The following is an 18,414-nucleotide window of genomic DNA, read 5'->3' on the forward strand; positions in this document are numbered from 1 at the left end:
CGCCTCCTAGGAGGCGTCGCCGGACGTAGCGGCTGCCTCGCGGGCGGCGAGCCCGGCGGCGTAGTCGGGCAGCTCCTGGAGTGCGAAGTGGTTGCCGTCGGGGTCCTCGAAGTGGGTGAACCGACCCCACGGGAGGTCCTCGACCTCTGACACCTCGACACCGCGGCCCTTCAGCTCGGCGTGGGCGGCGTCGGCGTCGGCGACCACGACCTGAAGGTACTGCTTCGTCCCATCGGCCAGCATCGACATGCCCTTGACGAAGCAGAACGAGCAGGCCGACCCCGGCGGCGTGATCTGGACGAAGCGCAGGCCGGCCTCCTCCACGACCTGGTCCTGGTCCGCCGGCCACCCGACGACGTCCTCGTAGAACGCCTTCGTGCGGTCGATGTCCGTGACGGAGATGGGGATGAGCTCGATCTTGTAGTCCACGGCCGGTCCTCTCGTCGCAACCTCTCCTTCGGAGGTTCTACCACCAGCCTAGGAAGGCTTCCGGCCACTTCCTGACCGCATGGCAGTCGATCGACCGACGGTGAAGGTCAGCTCGGCGGATGGCCTTCGGGGCACCGGCGGTGGAGCTCCTCGATGATCTCCTGCTCGCGGGCCAGGACCGTCAGCCGCTCGCGGCGCTTCGCACCCGGCGCCCGAGCGGCGTCCTCGAGGGCAGCGAGCTCGGTGAGCAGCTCACGCACCGTTGCCGGGCCGACGGTCTCGAGACTTGCGACGACGGGTGCTGCATCGGCGGGACCGACGGGCTTCGTCAACTCGGTCATCAGCTGCCTCCGGGACGTGGTGAGAAGGGGCCCCGACTACTTGAAGCCTTGCGATCATCATCCGAAATGTCCCGGTCTGTCAACGGTGGGCGTCGCCAACGGTGCCGACGGGTGGCGTCTCCTCAGAGATCGCGGGGGTGCACATGACGGGCGGGGGAGCTGACCCGCAGCGTGCCCGCGTCGAGGTCCACGTCGACGACGTCCTCGATCGAGGCGACGCGGTGGCCGCGCTGCCACCACCGGACCACGGCGCCCACGACCAAGGGACCCTGTCGCGAGTCGGCGTCGTAGCCCAGCTGGGAGCCAGCGGTATGGGGTCCGTACTGGACGTGGGTGACGGTCAGGTGGTCACGGGCACGGTTCGAGGCCGGGTCCGCGCAGAGCAGGTCGAGGACCACCCCCAGCTCCGAGCCGTCGCGGGCGAAGACCCTTGCGCCGATCACATCCGACACCGCACCGGTGCGCACCGCGCGCCCGGAGGGCACTGTCGTGCTCCTTGGCGTCGTCGTCGTACCACGGCCCTTCCGCGCCCGGCCACGGTCCGGTTCGTCGCCACCAACCTCCGGTGCCCGGCCCTGGTCCCGCTCGTCGCCGCCGCCCTTGGCCCCGGGGATCCGCGACACGACGTACTCCCGCAACCACAGCTCGAGCCCGAACGACGCGGCCAGGGCCTGCGCAGCCGTCCGGGTCACCGTGATCGCCGAACCGATCTCGCGCACGTCCGCGACGGCAACGCTGGCTGCGTGCGGGTCAGGGCTCGTCTGCAGGCGCCGCCAGATCGCCACGGTCCACCGGCCGAGCCTTCCGGGCAGGCGTTTGGCCGAGCGCGGCGGGACCGACCTGGAGGGCCGTGATGGTCCACCCGTCGTGGGAGACGACCAGCTCGAGGTCGTCGACGTTGCCGAGGAGCTCGCCCTCCGGCCCCACGACCTGGTGGTCGAGGATGCGCAGCACCACCCGCTGACTCATGGGCCGCGCGGTGTCACGGGGCGGTGTCATCACTGGCCAGCCTTGGTGATGACCATGAGGGGGATCGCAGCCACGGCGGCCACCAGCACGACGCAGAGGTAGACACTCCCCAGGCCGTTCGCGAGCTTTCCGTTGACGTGCTTGCCCATGTAGGTGCGGTCGTTGGCCACGACGAGGATGGGGAAGTAGGTCAAGGGCAGCGCGATCGCGCTGAACACCACGGAGTACTCGGTCAGCATGATCGGGTCGACCGTCGTCAGCAGCACCCCGACGGCCGCGATCGACGCGATCAGCAGGACCGTGTGGAACCGCGCGGCTCGCAACGGCTCGACGTACTTGCCCCACTGCCAGCCGTAGTACTGCGCAATGCTGTAGCCGACTGACAGACCCGTCTCACAGGCCGCGCCGAAGGTGGCGGCGAAGAAGCCCAACAGCACCAGCGCGAGGCCCACCTTGCCCAGCGCGATGGTGACCGGCAACGCGATCTGTCCCAAGGTGTCGACCTGGACTGCCTGGGGCTGGAACACGACGGTCGCCGTCGCCGCGATGGCCAGGGAGAGCAGGCCGCCCAACGGGAACCCGATGAAGACGTTGGCGCGCATGGTGCCGAGGTCCTTGGCAGTCCAGCGCTCCTCCACACCGCCGGAGGAGAAGAAGAAGACCTCGTACGGCGTCATCGCCGCGCCGAAGAGGGCGATCGCGTAGTACGCGTAGGTCCAGTGGCTCTCGTCCTGCGGGACGAAGGGCTGTGACGCCTGGAGCCACAGCGCATCCCAGTCCGGACCCAGCTTCCACAGCGCCACCGCGAAGACGATGAGGGAGAGACCCGCAAGGCCGAAGGCGTTCTCCAGAACCGCGAACTTGACCCGCCACAGGACCAGCCAGACGGCTGCACCCACCACCGGGATCCACAGGTAGTCGTTGACGCTGGTCGCCAGCTGCAGGGCCAACGCGACGCCACCGATCTCGGCGATGAACGTGAGCAGCGTGACGGCCATGGACGCCACGAGGTTGGCCAGCCCCATGCGCGGGCCGAGCCGCTCGCGGACGAGGTCGAAGGTCGCCCGCCCGGACACCGCCGCGACCCGCCCGCTCATCTCGGCGAAGACGCAGATCCCGACGATGCCGACGATGACCACCCAGCCGAGCGACATACCGAATCGCGAACCGACGTGGCCGTTGGTCACGAGGTCGCCGATGTCCACGAAGCCGCCGATGGCGGTGAGGATTCCGAGCGCGACGGCGAAGAGCTTCTTCACCCGAGGCCGTCCTTTGCGTCGTCCATCCGGTCCGCCAGCTCGATGAGCTCCGCTGCGCTGGAACGCATCTGCGCCTCGTCGTCACGGCGCACCGAGAGCCGCGCTGTCGCGAAGGCATCCGCGGTGTCGCCCAGCATGGACATGACGTCGGTGCGCAGGCCATCCTCTGCCGCGTCCGGTGGGTCGACGTTGCCGAAGCTGTCCTCGATCGGCCCGATCGCCGACTCGGCCTCGGTGATGACCGTGTCCGCGTAGGCGTTCGTCGCGTTCCCGTCGAGCCGGGCCTCCAGGACCAGTGCCCCGGTGCGAGCCTCGCTCACGGCCGACCCGAGCGCAGCCTTGGCATTGGCCCGGAAGGCACCAGCGTCACGAGCCGGCACCACGCACCCCGACACGGCGGCAAGCAGCACGGCCAACACCGCAGCCAGGCACGCGGCGCCGGAGCGACGCGGACCCGGACGCCGGGCCGTCATCGCGGCCGTCGCAGCAGGACGAAGGCCAGGGTGGCGAGCATGCCGGCGTAGACGCACCAACCGCCCGCCAGGGCGAGTCCCTCGGTCACGGCCTGGTGGTACCCGCTCTCGAGCACCATAAACGTCGCCCCGCTCGGTCCCTCGCCACCACGTCCCGGCGGTGTCTTGCGCTGGTCGGGCCTCCCGGTCTTATGATGGCGCCGGGTTAAGAAGCAGCCCTTTCGTTTCACTTCCGCTTTGTGAGCGGACACCTGTCACGGAGGACCCCATGTCGGCGCTTGAGTCGAGCCCAACCACCGACGGCTTCACCGAGGACCACCTCACCGATGGTGCTCAGCAGCCGCCGCGACCGTCCACCCTCGGTCGCTTCCGCTACGACACCCTCACGGACAACTGGTGGTGGTCCGCGGAGATGTTCGACATCCACGGCCTGTGCGAGGGCGAGGCGCAGCTGACCACCGAGCTGATCCTCTCCCTCAAGCATCCCGACGACCTTGCCGAGACCTCGGCGACGCTGCACCGCGCGCTCGACACGGGTCAGCCATTCACCCAGCCCCACCGGGTCGTGACCCCTGACGGCGCTGTGCGACACGTCATCTCGGTGGGCGAGGGGATCGTCCTGGGCGGACGCGTCGTCGCCGTCCACGGCTACATGGTGGACGTCACCGACGCCGTCGAACGCCGGATGAAGATCGACGTCTGGCAGGAGGCCTCCCGGGTGATCGAGCAGCGCGCGGTGATCGAGCGCGCCAAGGGTGCGCTGATGGTGCGGTACGGCCTGGAGGCGGATGCTGCGTTCGAGCTGCTCAAGAGCTGGTCCAGCACCCGCAACGAGAAGCTCCGCGACGTCGCCCGTCAGGTGGTCGACAACCTCTGAGGTCACTCAGTCGACGGCTCGTCCTCCTGCGGCTCCGGCAGAGTTGGCTCGAGCTCCGGCGGTGGCTCGTAGCCGGGCGGCAGGGGCGGGTCCGGGGTGACCGGCGGGAAGGTCGTCCCGTCGGGACGAAGCTGCGAGGCGTAGGTGTCCATGGTCGTCGGCTCAGTGGTCCCGCAGCGCCGTGATCAGCTGCGCCTTCGACATCGACGAGCGTCCTTCGATCCCGATCTGGCGGGCGCGCTTCATGAGCTCCTGCTTGGTCCAGTCCTCGTAGTCACCGCTGCGACCGCCCTTGGCACCCACGGCGCTCCTCGAGCTGTTCGACGCGGCGTTGGAGATCCGAGCCGCCTTCTCCTTGCTGGCGCCGTCGTCGCGCAGCGCCTCGTACATCTCGGGGTCCTTGACCGACGGGCCCGGTTTGCGTGCAGGCATGGTGACCTCCTGTGCACTCGCTGGGGAGCGGTATGCCGGTGGCGTGAGCGAGCGGGCGCGTCACCGTCCGGGTCCTACCCGACCGCAGGACGGGCAAACCCTCAGGTTTGGCCCGGCCGCTCCGGGGGCACCATGGAGGGGAACACGTACGACGCCCGGTGGTCCCCGGGCGGTGGGGAGGCACCATGTCCGACAGCCTGACGCGAGCCAGCGGCATCGTCTTCGACCTCGATGGCACCCTGGTCGACTCGACCTACGTGCACACGCTCTGCTGGTGGGAGGCCCTTCAGCAGTTCGGTCACTCCCGCCCGATGGCCGCGGTCCACCACACGGTGGGGATGGGGTCTGACCACGTGCTGGACCACCTGCTCGGCGATGGTCGAGACCGGGCCCAGGACCCCGAGATCAGCGCCGCCCACGACGTCCTGTTCGGCACGTGGCACGAGCGGCTGCACCCCCTCCCGGCCGCGCGCGCGTTGCTCAACTGGTGCCGGGACGCCGGGATGACGGTGGGCCTCGCCTCGTCCGGAGGGGAGCGGGACCTCTGGGCGATGATGGACGTGCTCGACCACCCCGACTTCGACGTCATCGTCACCGGAGACGACGTGGACAGCACCAAACCAGCCCCCGACGTCTTCGCCACGGCCCTCGACCGCGCCGGGCTGGACGCCGAGGACGTCATGGTGGTGGGCGACTCGGTGTGGGACATGGAAGCCGCCACCCGGGTCGGCGCCGTGGCTATCGGCGTCGCGACGGGTGGGACCAGTGCGCCCGAGCTCGAGAACGCCGGCGCCGAGCTCACCTTCCAGGACCTCGCAGCCCTCCTCGACGCGCTGCAGGCCGCCCGACCGGAGCCCGCCCAGGGGACGTGGGGTAGCGGGCCCTGAGAGGTCACGACAGCCGGGGCAGGACCTGCTCGCCGTAGAACTCAATCATCTCCCGCCAGTGCGGACCCATGTTGGCGACGAAGACCTCGTCGAAGCCGGCCTCGGCATATGGCTTGAACGCGTTGCGGTGCTCCTCGGCGTCGTTGCCGCAGACGACCGACTCGCCGGTCGACTCCTTGGTTACCAAGGTCGAGGCCTGCTCGAAGTGCTGCGGCGACGGGAGCACCTGGGCGAGCTCACCCGGCACCCCGGAGTTCGCCCAGAGGCGGTGCGCGTGATCCAGTCCCTCGCTCGCAGTGTCGGCGAAGGCCACCTTGAACCCGGCCATGGCGGGAGCCCGGTCATCGCCCTTGAGCCGCCTGAACTCGCCGACGGCCTCCCCGTCCGGCTTGGTCGTGATGAACCCGTCCCCGATCCGCGCCGCGACCTCGAGCGCCTTCGGGCCGAAGGCTGAGACGTAGATGGGCGGTGCCTGGTCGGGCAACGTGTAGATGCGCGCGGTGTCCACCACGTAGTGCTCCCCCACGTGGGAGACCACCTCGCCGGACCACAGGGCACGGATGACCTCCACGGCCTCCTCCAACATCCCCAGACGTCGCTCGGCGTGTGGCCAGGGCCCGCCGAGGATGTGTTCGTTGAGTGCTTCCCCGCTGCCGACACCGAGGATGAACCGCCCCTTCAGCATCGACGCCGAGGTAGCGGCCGCCTGCGCCACCAGGGCTGGGTGGAGTCGCACGGTCGGGCACGTCACGGCGGTGGTCACAGGCAGCGAGCAGGCTTGCGAGATGGCACCGATGACGGACCAGACGAACGGGCTCTGACCCTGCTCGTCGTTCCACGGGTGGAAGTGGTCGCTGATCCACAGGCCGGAGAAGCCGGCCCGCTCGGCCAGCACGGCCTGCTCGACGAGGTCCTCGGGGCCGTACTCCTCACAGGACAGGAAGTAGCCGACCTTCATCGTCAGGCCACCTCCCCCTCGGCACTCATCGAGTCACGCAACCGCTGGAGGATCGAGGTCAGGAGCCGTGAGACCTGCATCTGGCTGACCCCCAGCACCTCCCCGATCTGGCTCTGGGTCTGCTCCTCGACGAACCGCAGACGGATGATCAGCCGGTCGCGGTCGCTCAGCCCCACCAAGGCATTGCCGAGCGCGTCACGGGCGACCACGACGTCGTCGAACCAGTGCTCGCCTCCCGGCAGCCCGGGTCCGTCGAAGAGGTCGAGGGGCATCGCGTGGTAGGCCATCGAGCACGAGTGCACCTCGCGCACCTGCTCGGTGCTGACGCCCAGCCCTTGCGCCAGTTCGACGTCGGTGGGCTCGCGCAGCAGCACCTGGCGCAGCCGCTCCTGCTCCCCGGACACCGCGGCGCGCAGCTCCTGCATGCGCCGCGGTGGCCGCACCAGCCAGCCTTGGTCGCGGAAGTGCCGCTTGATCTCTCCCGAGATCGTGGGGACCGCGTATGCCGCGAAGCTGCTTCCCAGACCGCAGCGGTAGCCGTTCGCCGCCTTGACCAGGGCCATCCGGCCCACCTGGACGAGGTCGTCGCGCTCCATGCCCCGGCCGTGATAGCGCCGCGCCACCCCGTCGACGAGGTCGAGGGTGAGGACGACCGCCTCGCGCCGCAGCTCGCCCCGCCGCCATCGGTCGTGACACGTCTCGACCTCGGCGAGCAGCGCCTCGGCCCGGGCGTGGTCGGGGGTGTCCGCGGTGGAGTGCTCGCGCTCCGCGGCATACCGGCGGCCCGCCGGGAGGCGATCCGCCTGAAGGGGGGTGGTCTGAAGGGTCGTGGTCCGAACTGGTGTTGCGAGTGCCATGGCGAATCCCGTCGAGTTGAGGGGACACGGCACCGCTTTTGGACCGATGTGTCTGCCTTTACACAACCACCAGGTGGACCGCGGCGCAAGGCCAGACGGTTTTCTGTCGGTCCGGGGAGGGGTCTGGTTGCGGGGACGAATCGGGGGTAGACGTGGGGCATGGACAACGACGCCGACGCCGGCAGCGCACACGACGGCCGCAACGAGACCCCCCTCGAGCGCCTCGACCGCAACTGGGACGAGCTGCTTCAGGAGCTGCGCGTGGTGCAGACCGGCGTACAGATCCTGGCGGGGTTCCTGCTCACGCTGCCCTTCCAGCAGCGGTTCACCCAGATCGAGGACGTCAACCGAGTGGTGTTCCTCGTTGCCTTCGCCCTCGCCGTGGTCGCGACCGCCTTCCTCGTCGCTCCCGTCAGCGCTCACCGGATCCTGTTCCGCAAGCACCAGAAGGCAGCGCTGGTCGCCCTCGCCAACCGGTGCGCCCGGGTCGGACTGGTGGCGCTCGCGCTAGCCGTCTCGGCCGTCGCCTTCGTGATCTTCGACGTGGTCGCCGACACGGGGGTGGCCGTCGCAGCCGCCGGGGCCAGCCTGCTGCTCTTCGTCGTCAACTGGCTGGTACTGCCCCTGGGCATGATGCGCCGCGGCCAGGACTGACCCTTCCGGGCTCGCTCACCCGCGGGCCAGCCCTCGCGGTCAGCTGTCCTCGTCCGCCTTCTCGGGCACGCCACCGCTGGCCGGGTCGTCGACGGTGCCGCCCGAGCCGTCCTCGGTGTGCGATCCCGGGCCGCCGTCCCGCTGCTCTTCGTCCTGGCCGATCGCGGGTGCCCCCGTGTCCTGCGTCGACGTGTTCGCATCCTCGGTGGGGGTCGCGTTCTCGGACATGGGTATGGCTCCTCACTCGTTCGCGGCTGTGGCGTTGGTGTCCTACCCGTCCCACAGCCCGGCAAACGGCTCATCGGTCTCGACGGCCCCGCCGGGCAGGCGCAGGCAGAAGCCGACTCACGCCACGTTGACGGTCTCGCCCTCGGTCGCAACGACTTCGGGCTCGCTGCGGTCGACACGGGTGCGGGCCAGGTAGGTGACCAGGCCCACGATGGCGACGAGGAACAGCAGGCTGGTCCCAGTGGTGCCGAGCCCGAGACCACCGTCAGCCCTGGCCTGGGACAGCAGGTCGCCGATCGAGGCACCGAGGGGTCGCGTCAACACGTAGGCGGCCCAGAAGGCGGGGATCGCAGCCAGTCCCCAGCGGCGGTGCGCCAGGGCGATCACGGCGATGGCAGCGGCGAAGAGCAGGGCCGACGGGAAGTACCCGAACGCCAGGCGCTCGGCCAGCAGGTCTCCCGCGGCGGTGCCCAGGGCGAAGGTCAGGAGGATGGTCAGCCAGTAGAAGCCCTCGCGGCGGGCCGTGTAGATCGTGTGGATCGACAGCGTGCGCTCGGACGCAAACCAGCCGGCGAACGCGAGCGCCAGGCCGACGGCGAAGACGGCGGTCGTCACGGGGAGCGGCACGCCCAGGCTGTCGGTGAGGTTGTCGGTGACCAGGGTGCCGACGATGCTCACCAGTACGACCGCCAACCAGTAGATCGCCGGAACGTACCGTCGCGCCCGGAACTGGATCGTCAGGACCACTGCCAGCAGGGCGGTCATCACGACCGAGGTCCCGTTGAGGCCGAACCCGAGGGTGTCGTTGAGGTAGTCGGCGGCGGTCTCCCCGACGGTGGTCGCGAGGATCTTGATGACCCAGAAGAAGAGCGTGACCTCTGGCACGCGGTTGACGAAGGCGAGGAGCGGACGGTCGCGGCTCATGGGGCCGGTTCCTGGAGTCATGCCGGTTCGTGAAGTCATGCCGCAGACTCTGGGGGCAAGCGGCTGAGTGACGCCTGAGAGGGTGCAGCGTCGACCCGGCGACCAACCAGCCCCGCTGCAAGTTCGTAGCCATAAGTGTTGCGCCACAAGACATCTGACCAGTCGAACGACGGAGGGTGCGTCGCGTTGTGCCTGCGCACGGTGTCGAGCAGCCGCGGGTCGGTGCAGAGTCGGAGCAGACCGTCCGCGAGCTCACCATCGGACTGCGCCACCAGTCCCTCCTGCCCGTGCAGCACGAAGTCACTGACACCCGTGCCCGACCGCGTGACGACGGCCAGACCGGACGCCCTGGCTTCCAGGGCGGCGATCCCGAACGACTCCAGGGTGGCGGGCGCGACGAACACGTGCGCCGAGCGGTACAGGTCCTTGATGGCCGCGTGGTCCATCGCCCCGGGCACCGAGACCCACGCGTCGAGCCCGTGCCGCGCAACCGCACGCAGGACGGCCGGGCGCTGTGGGCCGTCACCGACGAGGACCGCTCGGACCGGCACCCCGGACGGGAGCTCGCCCCGCAGACGATGCAGGGCCTCGACCAGGGCGAGCGGCCGCTTGCGGTGCGTCATCCGCATGACCGACACGATCGTGACCGCACCCGGCGACGGAGGTCGCGACTGCGGCGCCCACGCACCGACGTCCACGGCGTTCGGCAGGACGATGACGCTTCGGCCGGGGAGCGCCCGCCGCACGGGTCCGGCCGCCGCCTCGCTCACGGCCGCCCACTGGATGGGTGCCGACAGCCAGCCACGGACGCCGGCGACGGCACGGACCAGCGGCCACGCGCTGCCCCACATCGAGTGAACGGCGGCGACCGTCGGCACACCCATGGAGGCCCCGACCTCGGCGGTGCGCAGGGCCAGCGGAGAACAGGCCGAGACGTGCGCATGGACGACATCGCTGCTGCTGACCAGCTCGGCCATCCGACGGCGCTCCCGGACGACGGTCACCGGGCCGACGTCTGGCGAGTCGGGGCCCGGAGTGCGGGTGAGGACGGTGACGTCGTGCCCCGCGGCTGCCTGTCGCGCCGCGAGGTCGCGCACCAGGACCTCGATCCCCCCGATGGTCGGCCCGAACGTGTCGGTGGCGTGCAGGATCCTCATGCCGGTCGCCGCGCGGCCCGGGCGCGCGCAAGGACCCAGCCGCCGAGCCAGAGGCCTCCCACGGGGATCTCCAGCAGGAACGTGAAACCGCGGTAGAGCAGGACCCCCGCGGCAGCCGTGAGCGGGTCGACACCCAGCGCCACCAGCACGCCCGCCGACCCGGCCTCCGCGAGGCCCGCCCCACCCGGCGTGATCACCGCCAGGGTGAGGAGCCTCTCGACGGCCAGCCCCGCGGCCACCACGCTCAGTGGCGACGTGGCACCCACGGCCTGCAGACAGGCCCACAAGAGCGCGCACTGGAGGGCCAGGTAGGCGATCGTCCCACCGGTCAGCTGGAGCCACGTCCGCGCGATGACCGCGCTCACGCGGGCCCGCGTGTCCAGCAACGCTGCCTCGAACCCGTCGGCCCGCTGAGCCATCCGTCGAGGAGCCATCCGTCGAGGACCCGCCCGCCGCAGGACCACGGCGCCCGCCCGTCCGACGATGCCGGCGACCCGGTCGCTGCGCAGGGTGAGCACGATGGCAGCCAGCACCAGCGCCAGGACCGTGCAGGTCGTCGCCGCGGCCGCTTGCAGTGGTGCGCTCGTCAGGCCTTGGCCCACCAGGACGGCGGCGAGGGCCACGAGGGGCAGGGCCAGCTTGCCCATCACGTCCCAGATGTTCGTGACGACGGTGTAGGCCGCGAAGGCCGACGGACGGAAACGCCACGCACGCACCATCATCAGGTTGGCGGCCACGCCCAGTGCCCCGCCCATCGGTGCCACGTTGGAGACAGCGCTGCCCGTCAGGTTGAGGGTCAGTGCCCGACGCCGAGTCAGCCCGGGCAGGGCTGCGGTGAGGACGAATGAGTAGGCGAGCAGTCCTGCGGCCCAGACCCCGACCAGGGGGAGGAGCTCGACTGGTCGGAGGTCGCCCAGGACGGACCGGACATCCGACCAGGCAGCGCCAGTGGTTCGGGGCAGGACCCACACGAAGGCAGCGAGCGCGAGCACGGTGGCACCGGTCCAGCGAAGGGCTTGGGGGCCGTTGGCAGCACGGGCAGCACCCGACGGCCTTGGTGTGGCGGTCGGTGCGTGGACTGGCACGGTCATGTCCTGCTCCTGGTGGGCGGCGCCAACTGGCTGCGCCCACCATCACGACTCCCGCCTGAACCGTTCCTGAGCGGAGGACCCCGATACCGCTCGCTCTCAGGAACCCCTCAGTCCAGACCCTCGACAGTGGACGAAACCACACTGCCGGAGGAATCCCTTGCCCCACTCGACGGCGCAGGCCGCACCGCCACGACCGCACGCCCGCCCGCTCGACGAGCTGCGCGGCATACCTGGCATCGCCCTGGGCACCGTCCTCGCCCTCAGCGTCGCGCTCACCGGCCTGCTGGCCGACGGAGCCGAGGGGCACGGCGGTCTCGCCGCCCACGACCCCGCGGTGACTGCGTGGTTGCTGCACGCCAGGACGCCTCTCGTGAGCGCTGCCGCTCAGGTCGTCACGACCATCGGCAGCGAGCCGGCCATGGCCATCCTGACCGTCCTCGTCCTGGCCTGGCTGGCGGTCGCGAAGCGCGCCTGGACCACTGCCGTGCTGTTCGCGGCCAGCATGGGCTCGGCCGGCGCCCTGAGCATCGGGCTCAAGCACCTCATCGGGCGGCAGCGCCCACCGGCCGCCGACGTCCTCGGTCCGCTCGACAGCAGCTTCGCCTTTCCCTCCGGGCACACGCTCTTCTCCACGGTGTTCTTCGGACTCGTCGCAGGCCTGCTCCTCGAGCGGACCGGGAGCCGCGCCGCCCGAGTGCTCGTCGTGCTGGGGTGGGTGGTCGCGAGTGCAGTCGTCGGGGCAACCCGCCTCTACCTCGGGTACCACTGGCTCACCGACGTGGTCGCGTCCTGGGCGCTGGCGATCGCCGTGCTCGCCTGCGCCGCCGCCGCGTGGACGGTATGCCGCGAGCGCCCGTTGCGCTTGCCGGCGGTCCTCCGGCGCGGTGACGGGCTGGACGGCCGGCCGGATTCCCGGGCAGGGTCATAGTCATGCGGGTGCTGCTGGTGGAGGACGAGAAGGCCTTGGCGGAGACGATCCGACGAGGGCTCGTCAACGAGGGGTTCGTCGTGGACGTCGCGCACGACGGGGTGACCGGCCAGTGGCTCGCGACCGAAAACCCTTATGACGTCATCGTCCTCGACATCATGCTCCCGGGTCGCAACGGCTACGACGTGCTGCGGAACATCAGGGGGCTCGAGATCTGGGCGCCGACGTTGATGCTCACGGCCAAGGACGGTGAGTACGACCAGACCGACGCATTCGAGCTCGGCGCGGACGACTACCTGACCAAGCCGTTCAGCTTCATCGTGCTGGTCGCCCGGCTACGGGCCCTGGTCCGCCGTGGCGCCCCCGCCCGCCCGGTCAGCCTGACCGTGGGTGGGCTGGAGCTCGACCCCAACAAGCGGGTGGTGACTCGCAACGGCCACCGGATCTCATTGACTGCCAAGGAGTTTGCCGTCCTCCAGTTCATGATGCGGCACCCCGAGGTGGTCCTGTCCAAGGCCGAGATCCTGGACAACGTCTGGGACCCGAACTTCGACGGGAGCGACAACATCGTCGAGGTCTACGTCGGCTACCTGCGTCGCAAGGTCGACGCGGCGTTCGGCGTCACCTCGGTGGAGACGGTCCGAGGCATGGGCTACCGACTCATGCCCGTTGACGGTGGCACGCCCCAGGGCGACGTCGAGGTCTAACCCTCGACCTCCCCACCTGCCGGGAGCCGGACCTCGAAGCGGCAGCTTCCTTCCGGCGTCTGCGTCGCGATGGCGGTGCCGCCATGGGCCTGGGCCACGGTCCGTACGATCGCCAGGCCCAGGCCGCTGCCGCCGGTGTCACGGTGGCGAGACTCCTGGAGGCGGGTGAACCGCTCGAAGACCGAGTCCCGATCGGCGTCGGGGATCGGCGGTCCGTCGTTGTCGACGCGCACCACGACATGGCCGGACTCGGTGCCCACGGACAGCGCCACGCTTCCGGTCGTGTGTCGCACCGCGTTGTCCACGAGGTTGCGCACCATCTGCTCGAGTCGGATCGGGTCACCCAACACGCGAGCCGCCGCGATGTCCGCCTCGACGTCCACCCCCGTGGCACGGACGCGGCGCGCCTCCCCGTCCACGATGTCGTCGAGGTCGACGTCCTCCTTCAGCATGGGGGCGCCGTCGTCGGCCTTCGCCAAGGTCAACAGGTCGTCCACGAGCCCCTGCATGCGGAGGGCCTCACCGTGGATGACCCGGTCGCGCGCATCCTGGGGAGCCCCGCCTCGCCCCGACACCTCGACGGTCGCCCGGATGGTCGCCAGCGGGCTCCGCAGCTCGTGGGACGCGTCGGAGACGAACCGCCGCGTGGAGGCGTCGGCCCGTTCCAGCCGGGTGAGCATGTCGTTCATCGTCTCCGCCAACCGGGCGATCTCGTCACCTGTCGGTGGGACGTCGATGGTGCCCCGCCCGCGCACCTGGCTGATCTGTGACACCTGGGTGCGGATCCGTTCGACGGGAGCGAGAGCCTGCTGGAGCACCCGGCGGATGAGGAACAGGAGCAGGACGAGCAGGGCTGCTGATCCAACCGCCAGCAGGACGGTCGCGGTCTGGACGATGTCGGTCTCGATGTTGAGGGGCGAGCCCACCACCACGATGTACTCCGCGCCGCTCGGGTCGGCGACACCTTGGGCCACGATCGCGTGCGGCTCACCGACCTCGCCCGGGATCGTCGTCACCTGGGCGACGTCGACGTGGCCGACCACCGGCCGCAGGTTGGTGATCGGCTTCTGCTCGAGCCTCCGCTCAGAGGCAGCCACGACCCGGCCGGTGGAGTCGAGCACCTGCAGCACAGCGCCCTGGACCGGGACTTCGGTCAGCGCCTGGGTCGCCGGTGACTCACCACTCGATACTAGCTGCGCCACCTGCGCCGCCTGGGCGCGGGCCGCGTCGAGGGAGGCGCTGTAGAGGATGCGGTCGAGGGCAACCGCGAAGGCGGCCACCCCGATCACGATCATGACGGTCACGAGGACTCCTGAGGTCACGAGCACGCGCCGTTGCAGGGACCACGAGTACCAGCGCTTCATCGACCTCGTCCGCTCCCTCTTCAGTGACGTCGAGCAGGCTAGCAACGCCACACCTGAAGGACTCCTGAACGCGCGACGCCCCCACCGACGCCCCCACCGATGCCCCCACCGAGGTCGTCTCAGGGAAGGCTCAGGGTGGTCTTCCTAGGGTCGAGGCGTGAACGATCTCGCGTCAGCGATCCTGCCCAGGCGGCGGAGCGCGGTCATGAGCAGGAGCGCGCGCCGGATCCTGCTCGTGGGTGGGTCATCGGAGGTCGGTCTGCCGATCGTGCGTCGGCTGGTCGATGCCGCCGACGATGCGGTCGTCACCCTGGCGGGGAGCCAGAGCCCGCACCTGAAGGCAGCCGAGGCGGCCTTCAGCGAGGACGGCCACGAGACGAGCGTCCTCGCCTATGAGGCGGACTGGGGGACCGCGGCCATCAGCATGCTCCTTGCGGAGGCGAGCCGCCGAATGGGCGGACTCGACCTCGTGGTCGTGGCTGTCGGGTCATCGGACGAGAGGTCGGACCACCTCGGCACGGACCCACTGGCGCCCGGTGAGCCTGGACTCCAGCGCCTCCTGCGGGACAACTTCACCGGGCCCGCGCTGGTGGCGAACACCGCCGTCAATCTCCTTGCGGCCCAACGCCACGGGACGCTCGTCGTCGTGTCGTCCGGGGCGGCGGGGGGCAGCCGCCAGCCGATGGTCGGCTACCGTTCGGCCGAGCGCGGCCTCGACGAGCTGGTGCGCGGTCTGGCCGCGCGGGCTCGCCCCTACGGCGTCCAGTGCGTCATCGTCAGCCCCGGTCGCGTTCGCAGCGCCCGGTGGGCGGTGCCGCGTGCGGCGCTACGTCGCCTGGGGACCGTGGCCGGAGGAACTGCCAGCCACACCCCAGCACGTCCATAGGTTGCTGACAGCCTGCGTCTCCAGAGTCGGGTCATCGCCTGGCACCCGTCGGGCGCCCTGAGAGCAAAGGACCCACCCGTCATGATCAACACCCGCATCGTCACCGCCGCGTCCGGCCTGGTCGCAGCGACCGGCATCGTCATCGGTGCCGCCGCCTTCTCCGGCGCCTCCAGCCCGGCCGCCAGCACCACGGCATACTCGGTCGCGGGAGGCGAGTCCGCCGACGGCGGGCGAGGATCGAACGACACCCCCGTCACCGGCACCGCACTCGCCAAGGTGACCGCAGCGGTCAAGGCCAAGGACTCCGCCGTGACCGTCACCTCCGTCCGGATGGACCCCGACGGCTCCTACGACGTCTTCGGCACCAAGGCCGGCGCCCCCGTCATGCTCGAGGTCAGCAAGGACCTCAAGACCATCACCACCAACGCCGGTGGCGGTCACGGCGGTGGTCACGGCGGTGGCGGCAGCAACGACACCCCGGTCACCGGCACCGCACTCGCCACGGTGACCGCAGCGGTCAAGGCCAAGGACTCCACCGTGACCGTCACCTCCGTCCGGATGGACCCCGACGGCTCCTACGACGTCTTCGGCACCAAGGCCGGCGCCCCCGTCATGCTCGAGGTCAGCAAGGACCTCAAGACCATCACCACCAACACCGGCGGCGGCCCCGGCGGCGCCGGCCGACCTGCCTGACCCACCCCGGTCCACTCAGGATCCATTCAGGGAGGGCTGGCGACACTGGGTCCGCGGCGAAGCCGTGGCCGGGCCGGTCCTTCCCCTGTAAGTAGTCCGGGGCCCGGCCGGTCAGTCCAGCCCGGTCGCCCGACCCCCTCACGGCGACCGGGCTGGACGCTGCTGCGACCCGACCAGGACGGCAGCGACCCCACGTCCCAGGGCTGCACTCCCCTCTTCCACGGTCCACGCTCTTCGGTATGCCGTGCCCAGCGGGGTGCGCTACAAACCTCACCGGCAGCGGCGGTCGGGGGCGGGGCCACCACGGGCAGCCTCGGGCGGAGCGCCTGGGGGTTTGGGCGACGCGCGACCGGGTAGACCGTGCGCATACTGGAGGTAGGCAACTGCGCTGGAGGAGGGCGGCATGGCGAACCACACGTGCCCACGCTGCGGGTCCCCGAAGGCCACGAGCGTCATGCTGCCGCCAGCCAAGGGCTCCCACGAGACACGCCCCCACCCGGCCTTCCGCTGCATGGTGTGCGACACGCAGTGGGCGGACGACGAGCAGTGGTCTCAGCTCCACGCCGAGACCGGAGCCGGATCAGCGCCCGGACCCTCGACCGGGCCAGCCGCTGACACGGACGGATGACTCCTCGCACCTTCCGCTCCGCCGAGTCGGGGCGTACTGTGGTCTTGCTGCCCCAGACCCCGGTCGCACACCGGTTGCCGTCTGGGGCAATGCGCAGTCCAGGGCCCGGTGGAGCGTCCGGCGCCGTGTACTGGGGCGGGTCATGCGCGCCCCTCCCTTTCAGTCCCCCCAAGGTCGAGGGGCGCGCTTCCCACCCGCAGCCGGGCGCACGCGTCCTGCCCGCAACTACTGCCACCCTGCCTGACCCCAGCTCCGGGCCCACCCTGCGTGACCACAGCTCCGGCCCGCCCTGCCTGACCTACGCGTGACGGGCCAAGGTGTCCGCGGGGTCGAGCAGGTCGAACACCCGCCCCACCATTCCGTGTGCGCCGACCAGGACCACCTGCGTCTCCGGAGCGTTGCAGTTGGCCTCGATCACGGCCGTGGCGCAGAGGGAGTCGCAGAAGTCCAGCCCCGCGACGTCGACGACCACGACACCCCGATCCGTCGACAAGGCCTGGGTCAGCCCCTGCACGAGCTCGGCAAGGCTCATCAGGTCCGCCTCACCGGCCAGCTTCATGACCCACACGCTCCCCTCGTCGTGATGGGTCACCGCCAGCGTCTCGCGTGCTTCGAACGCCCTGGGCGGTGCCAGACGGGGCGGTTCGGCCAAGGCAGGAGGACCTCGCCTGGGCTGGTCGTCGCCGACGCTCAGGGGCGAGACCAGACGCAGGGCCGGCCTGCCTTGGGAGGGTTGTGCATTCATGGCGGGCTCCCCCGCTAGCAGTTCGCCACCGGGGTCCGGGGCAGCCTCGCAACCACGCTACGCCTGGGCGCGCCGGGGCGAAACCACCAGGGCGGGTCTAGTCTGAGTTCGTGGCACACCTGAGGCGGTCGCCCGCCGGCCAACGTCTGGGTCCTTGAGATGCCCGACGCGGACGCACGGGTCGCCCGCGCGAACCAGCTGATCGACGCCGAGCCGACCTCCTCCCTTGGCCCTCGAGGGCCGTTTGTCCGGATGGAGAAGCTCTGCTCGGCCCTCACCCGCACCCTCCCCGCCAAGGGCGTGGGAGTCAGCGTGCTGACCGACGACACGTCCCGCGGAGGCACCGTCGCGGCGTCCGACATCGTGAGCCGACACCTCGACGAGCTGCAGTTCACCCTGGGCGAGGGCCCCTGCATCGACGCCTACGCGTCGCGTCGGCCCGTCCTCGAGCCGGACCTGTTCGGTCACGGCAGCAGCCGATGGCCCGGGTATGCCGCCGCGGCGCAGGGTGAGGGGGTCCGCGCGGTGTTCGCCTTCCCGTTGCAGATCGGCACGGCCCGGGCCGGAGCCCTGGACGTCTACCGCGACGAGCCCGGCCCGCTCACCCAAGGCGCTCTCGCCCAGGCCCTGACGTTCGCGGACATCGCCATGGGGCTCCTGCTCGACACGCAGACGCCGACCCACGCCGGCGGCCTCGCTGACCTGGACGACGCGCTCGCCTACCGGCTCGAGGTCTACCAGGCGCAGGGGATGGTCATGGTCGACCTGAGAATGAGCCTCGACGAGGCGATGGCCCGAATGAGGGCGCACGCCTACGCGCACGACCGGAGCCTGACGGATGTCGCCCGCGACATCGTGGAAGGTAACCTGAGGTTGAGTCAGGACAAGCCGTGACTCGGTGGGACTCAGCGGCGGACGTCCGGACGG

At 70.5% G+C, this 18,414-nt stretch carries 24 protein-coding genes; 8 read left to right on the forward strand and 16 right to left on the reverse strand.

What is annotated here, in order from left to right; translation table 11 throughout:
* Nucleotides 1–6 precede the first annotated feature (6 nt).
* The 6 genes from AC1DWJ_RS08585 to AC1DWJ_RS08610 form a co-directional block, all read right to left on the reverse strand.
* Nucleotides 7–429, reverse strand: a complete 423-nt coding sequence (locus AC1DWJ_RS08585; RefSeq protein ID WP_477620547.1) for a glyoxalase superfamily protein — start codon at nucleotides 427–429, stop codon at nucleotides 7–9.
* A gap of 107 nt (nucleotides 430–536) precedes the next feature.
* On the reverse strand, nucleotides 537–770 hold the full coding sequence (locus AC1DWJ_RS08590) for a hypothetical protein (protein ID WP_477620548.1): 234 nt from the start codon (nucleotides 768–770) through the stop codon (nucleotides 537–539).
* 122 nt (nucleotides 771–892) lie between these two features.
* The gene (locus AC1DWJ_RS08595) at nucleotides 893–1,555 is read right to left on the reverse strand and encodes a hypothetical protein (protein ID WP_477620549.1); all 663 of its coding nucleotides are present in this window, start codon (nucleotides 1,553–1,555) and stop codon (nucleotides 893–895) included.
* Nucleotides 1,521–1,739, reverse strand: a complete 219-nt coding sequence (locus tag AC1DWJ_RS08600) for a hypothetical protein (RefSeq protein WP_477620550.1) — start codon at nucleotides 1,737–1,739, stop codon at nucleotides 1,521–1,523. Before AC1DWJ_RS08600 ends, AC1DWJ_RS08595 begins: the two co-directional genes overlap by 35 nt.
* Nucleotides 1,740–1,768: 29 nt before the next feature.
* Nucleotides 1,769–2,998 carry an NRAMP family divalent metal transporter gene (locus AC1DWJ_RS08605; RefSeq protein WP_457254752.1) on the reverse strand — a complete coding sequence of 410 codons (1,230 nt, stop codon included), beginning with the start codon at nucleotides 2,996–2,998 and terminating at the stop codon, nucleotides 1,769–1,771.
* Nucleotides 2,995–3,471 (reverse strand): hypothetical protein, encoded by a 477-nt coding sequence (locus AC1DWJ_RS08610; protein WP_477620551.1) that lies wholly within the window; start codon nucleotides 3,469–3,471, stop codon nucleotides 2,995–2,997. Before AC1DWJ_RS08610 ends, AC1DWJ_RS08605 begins: the two co-directional genes overlap by 4 nt.
* Before the next feature lie 268 nt (nucleotides 3,472–3,739).
* Between AC1DWJ_RS08610 and AC1DWJ_RS08615 the strand changes: the two genes are divergently transcribed.
* On the forward strand, nucleotides 3,740–4,348 hold the full coding sequence (locus AC1DWJ_RS08615) for a PAS and ANTAR domain-containing protein (RefSeq protein WP_457254754.1): 609 nt from the start codon (nucleotides 3,740–3,742) through the stop codon (nucleotides 4,346–4,348).
* 2 nt (nucleotides 4,349–4,350) lie between these two features.
* Here AC1DWJ_RS08615 and AC1DWJ_RS08620 read toward each other — a convergent pair whose 3' ends face one another.
* Complete coding sequence (locus AC1DWJ_RS08620; protein WP_457254755.1) at nucleotides 4,351–4,500, reverse strand: hypothetical protein; 150 nt, start codon at nucleotides 4,498–4,500, stop codon at nucleotides 4,351–4,353.
* 10 nt (nucleotides 4,501–4,510) lie between these two features.
* On the reverse strand, nucleotides 4,511–4,780 hold the full coding sequence (locus AC1DWJ_RS08625) for a DUF7218 family protein (protein ID WP_477620552.1): 270 nt from the start codon (nucleotides 4,778–4,780) through the stop codon (nucleotides 4,511–4,513).
* Between the two features lie 185 nt (nucleotides 4,781–4,965).
* Here AC1DWJ_RS08625 and AC1DWJ_RS08630 point away from each other — a divergent pair, with 185 nt between their 5' ends.
* On the forward strand, nucleotides 4,966–5,667 hold the full coding sequence (locus AC1DWJ_RS08630; RefSeq protein ID WP_457254757.1) for an HAD family hydrolase: 702 nt from the start codon (nucleotides 4,966–4,968) through the stop codon (nucleotides 5,665–5,667).
* Nucleotides 5,668–5,671: 4 nt separating this feature from the next.
* Here the strand turns inward: AC1DWJ_RS08630 and AC1DWJ_RS08635 are convergent, their stop codons facing one another.
* Nucleotides 5,672–6,625 carry a TIGR03557 family F420-dependent LLM class oxidoreductase gene (locus AC1DWJ_RS08635; protein WP_457254758.1) on the reverse strand — a complete coding sequence of 318 codons (954 nt, stop codon included), beginning with the start codon at nucleotides 6,623–6,625 and terminating at the stop codon, nucleotides 5,672–5,674.
* Between the two features lie 2 nt (nucleotides 6,626–6,627).
* Nucleotides 6,628–7,482, reverse strand: coding sequence for a sigma-70 family RNA polymerase sigma factor (locus tag AC1DWJ_RS08640; RefSeq protein WP_457254759.1), 855 nt, complete (start codon nucleotides 7,480–7,482; stop codon nucleotides 6,628–6,630).
* Between the two features lie 159 nt (nucleotides 7,483–7,641).
* On the opposite strand from AC1DWJ_RS08640, the gene AC1DWJ_RS08645 reads away from it, so the two are divergent.
* The gene (locus tag AC1DWJ_RS08645; RefSeq protein WP_477620553.1) at nucleotides 7,642–8,136 is read left to right on the forward strand and encodes a DUF6328 family protein; all 495 of its coding nucleotides are present in this window, start codon (nucleotides 7,642–7,644) and stop codon (nucleotides 8,134–8,136) included.
* Between the two features lie 39 nt (nucleotides 8,137–8,175).
* Here the strand turns inward: AC1DWJ_RS08645 and AC1DWJ_RS08650 are convergent, their stop codons facing one another.
* The 4 genes from AC1DWJ_RS08650 to AC1DWJ_RS08665 form a co-directional block, all read right to left on the reverse strand.
* The gene (locus AC1DWJ_RS08650) at nucleotides 8,176–8,364 is read right to left on the reverse strand and encodes a hypothetical protein (RefSeq protein ID WP_457254761.1); all 189 of its coding nucleotides are present in this window, start codon (nucleotides 8,362–8,364) and stop codon (nucleotides 8,176–8,178) included.
* Nucleotides 8,365–8,481: 117 nt separating this feature from the next.
* Entirely contained in the window at nucleotides 8,482–9,327 is an 846-nt protein-coding gene (locus tag AC1DWJ_RS08655) for a COG4705 family protein (protein ID WP_477620554.1), read from the reverse strand.
* Nucleotides 9,324–10,445 carry a glycosyltransferase family 4 protein gene (locus AC1DWJ_RS08660; RefSeq protein ID WP_477620555.1) on the reverse strand — a complete coding sequence of 374 codons (1,122 nt, stop codon included), beginning with the start codon at nucleotides 10,443–10,445 and terminating at the stop codon, nucleotides 9,324–9,326. The genes AC1DWJ_RS08655 and AC1DWJ_RS08660 overlap by 4 nt, the downstream gene beginning before the upstream one ends.
* Entirely contained in the window at nucleotides 10,442–11,536 is a 1,095-nt protein-coding gene (locus AC1DWJ_RS08665) for a lysylphosphatidylglycerol synthase transmembrane domain-containing protein (RefSeq protein ID WP_477620556.1), read from the reverse strand. Before AC1DWJ_RS08665 ends, AC1DWJ_RS08660 begins: the two co-directional genes overlap by 4 nt.
* Nucleotides 11,537–11,693: 157 nt before the next feature.
* Here AC1DWJ_RS08665 and AC1DWJ_RS08670 point away from each other — a divergent pair, with 157 nt between their 5' ends.
* Nucleotides 11,694–12,464 carry a phosphatase PAP2 family protein gene (locus AC1DWJ_RS08670; protein WP_457254767.1) on the forward strand — a complete coding sequence of 257 codons (771 nt, stop codon included), beginning with the start codon at nucleotides 11,694–11,696 and terminating at the stop codon, nucleotides 12,462–12,464.
* A 2-nt stretch (nucleotides 12,465–12,466) separates the two neighbouring features.
* Nucleotides 12,467–13,171 carry a response regulator transcription factor gene (locus AC1DWJ_RS08675; protein ID WP_457254768.1) on the forward strand — a complete coding sequence of 235 codons (705 nt, stop codon included), beginning with the start codon at nucleotides 12,467–12,469 and terminating at the stop codon, nucleotides 13,169–13,171.
* Here AC1DWJ_RS08675 and AC1DWJ_RS08680 read toward each other — a convergent pair.
* The gene (locus tag AC1DWJ_RS08680) at nucleotides 13,168–14,466 is read right to left on the reverse strand and encodes a sensor histidine kinase (protein ID WP_477620601.1); all 1,299 of its coding nucleotides are present in this window, start codon (nucleotides 14,464–14,466) and stop codon (nucleotides 13,168–13,170) included. The genes AC1DWJ_RS08675 and AC1DWJ_RS08680 overlap by 4 nt on opposite strands.
* Before the next feature lie 274 nt (nucleotides 14,467–14,740).
* Here AC1DWJ_RS08680 and AC1DWJ_RS08685 point away from each other — a divergent pair, with 274 nt between their 5' ends.
* Nucleotides 14,741–15,421: an SDR family NAD(P)-dependent oxidoreductase gene (locus AC1DWJ_RS08685; RefSeq protein WP_477620557.1), complete on the forward strand. Its 681-nt coding sequence runs from the start codon at nucleotides 14,741–14,743 to the stop codon at nucleotides 15,419–15,421.
* 81 nt (nucleotides 15,422–15,502) lie between these two features.
* A complete protein-coding gene (locus AC1DWJ_RS08690; RefSeq protein WP_477620558.1) occupies nucleotides 15,503–16,114 on the forward strand; it encodes a hypothetical protein in 612 nt (203 codons plus the stop codon).
* A 926-nt stretch (nucleotides 16,115–17,040) separates the two neighbouring features.
* Here the strand turns inward: AC1DWJ_RS08690 and AC1DWJ_RS08695 are convergent.
* Nucleotides 17,041–17,334 carry an STAS domain-containing protein gene (locus AC1DWJ_RS08695; RefSeq protein WP_477620559.1) on the reverse strand — a complete coding sequence of 98 codons (294 nt, stop codon included), beginning with the start codon at nucleotides 17,332–17,334 and terminating at the stop codon, nucleotides 17,041–17,043.
* Between the two features lie 312 nt (nucleotides 17,335–17,646).
* On the opposite strand from AC1DWJ_RS08695, the gene AC1DWJ_RS08700 reads away from it, so the two are divergent.
* Nucleotides 17,647–18,381, forward strand: a complete 735-nt coding sequence (locus AC1DWJ_RS08700; RefSeq protein ID WP_477620560.1) for a GAF and ANTAR domain-containing protein — start codon at nucleotides 17,647–17,649, stop codon at nucleotides 18,379–18,381.
* Nucleotides 18,382–18,414: the final 33 nt, after the last annotated feature.

Source organism: Pedococcus sp. P2_D7 (assembly GCF_056404295.1).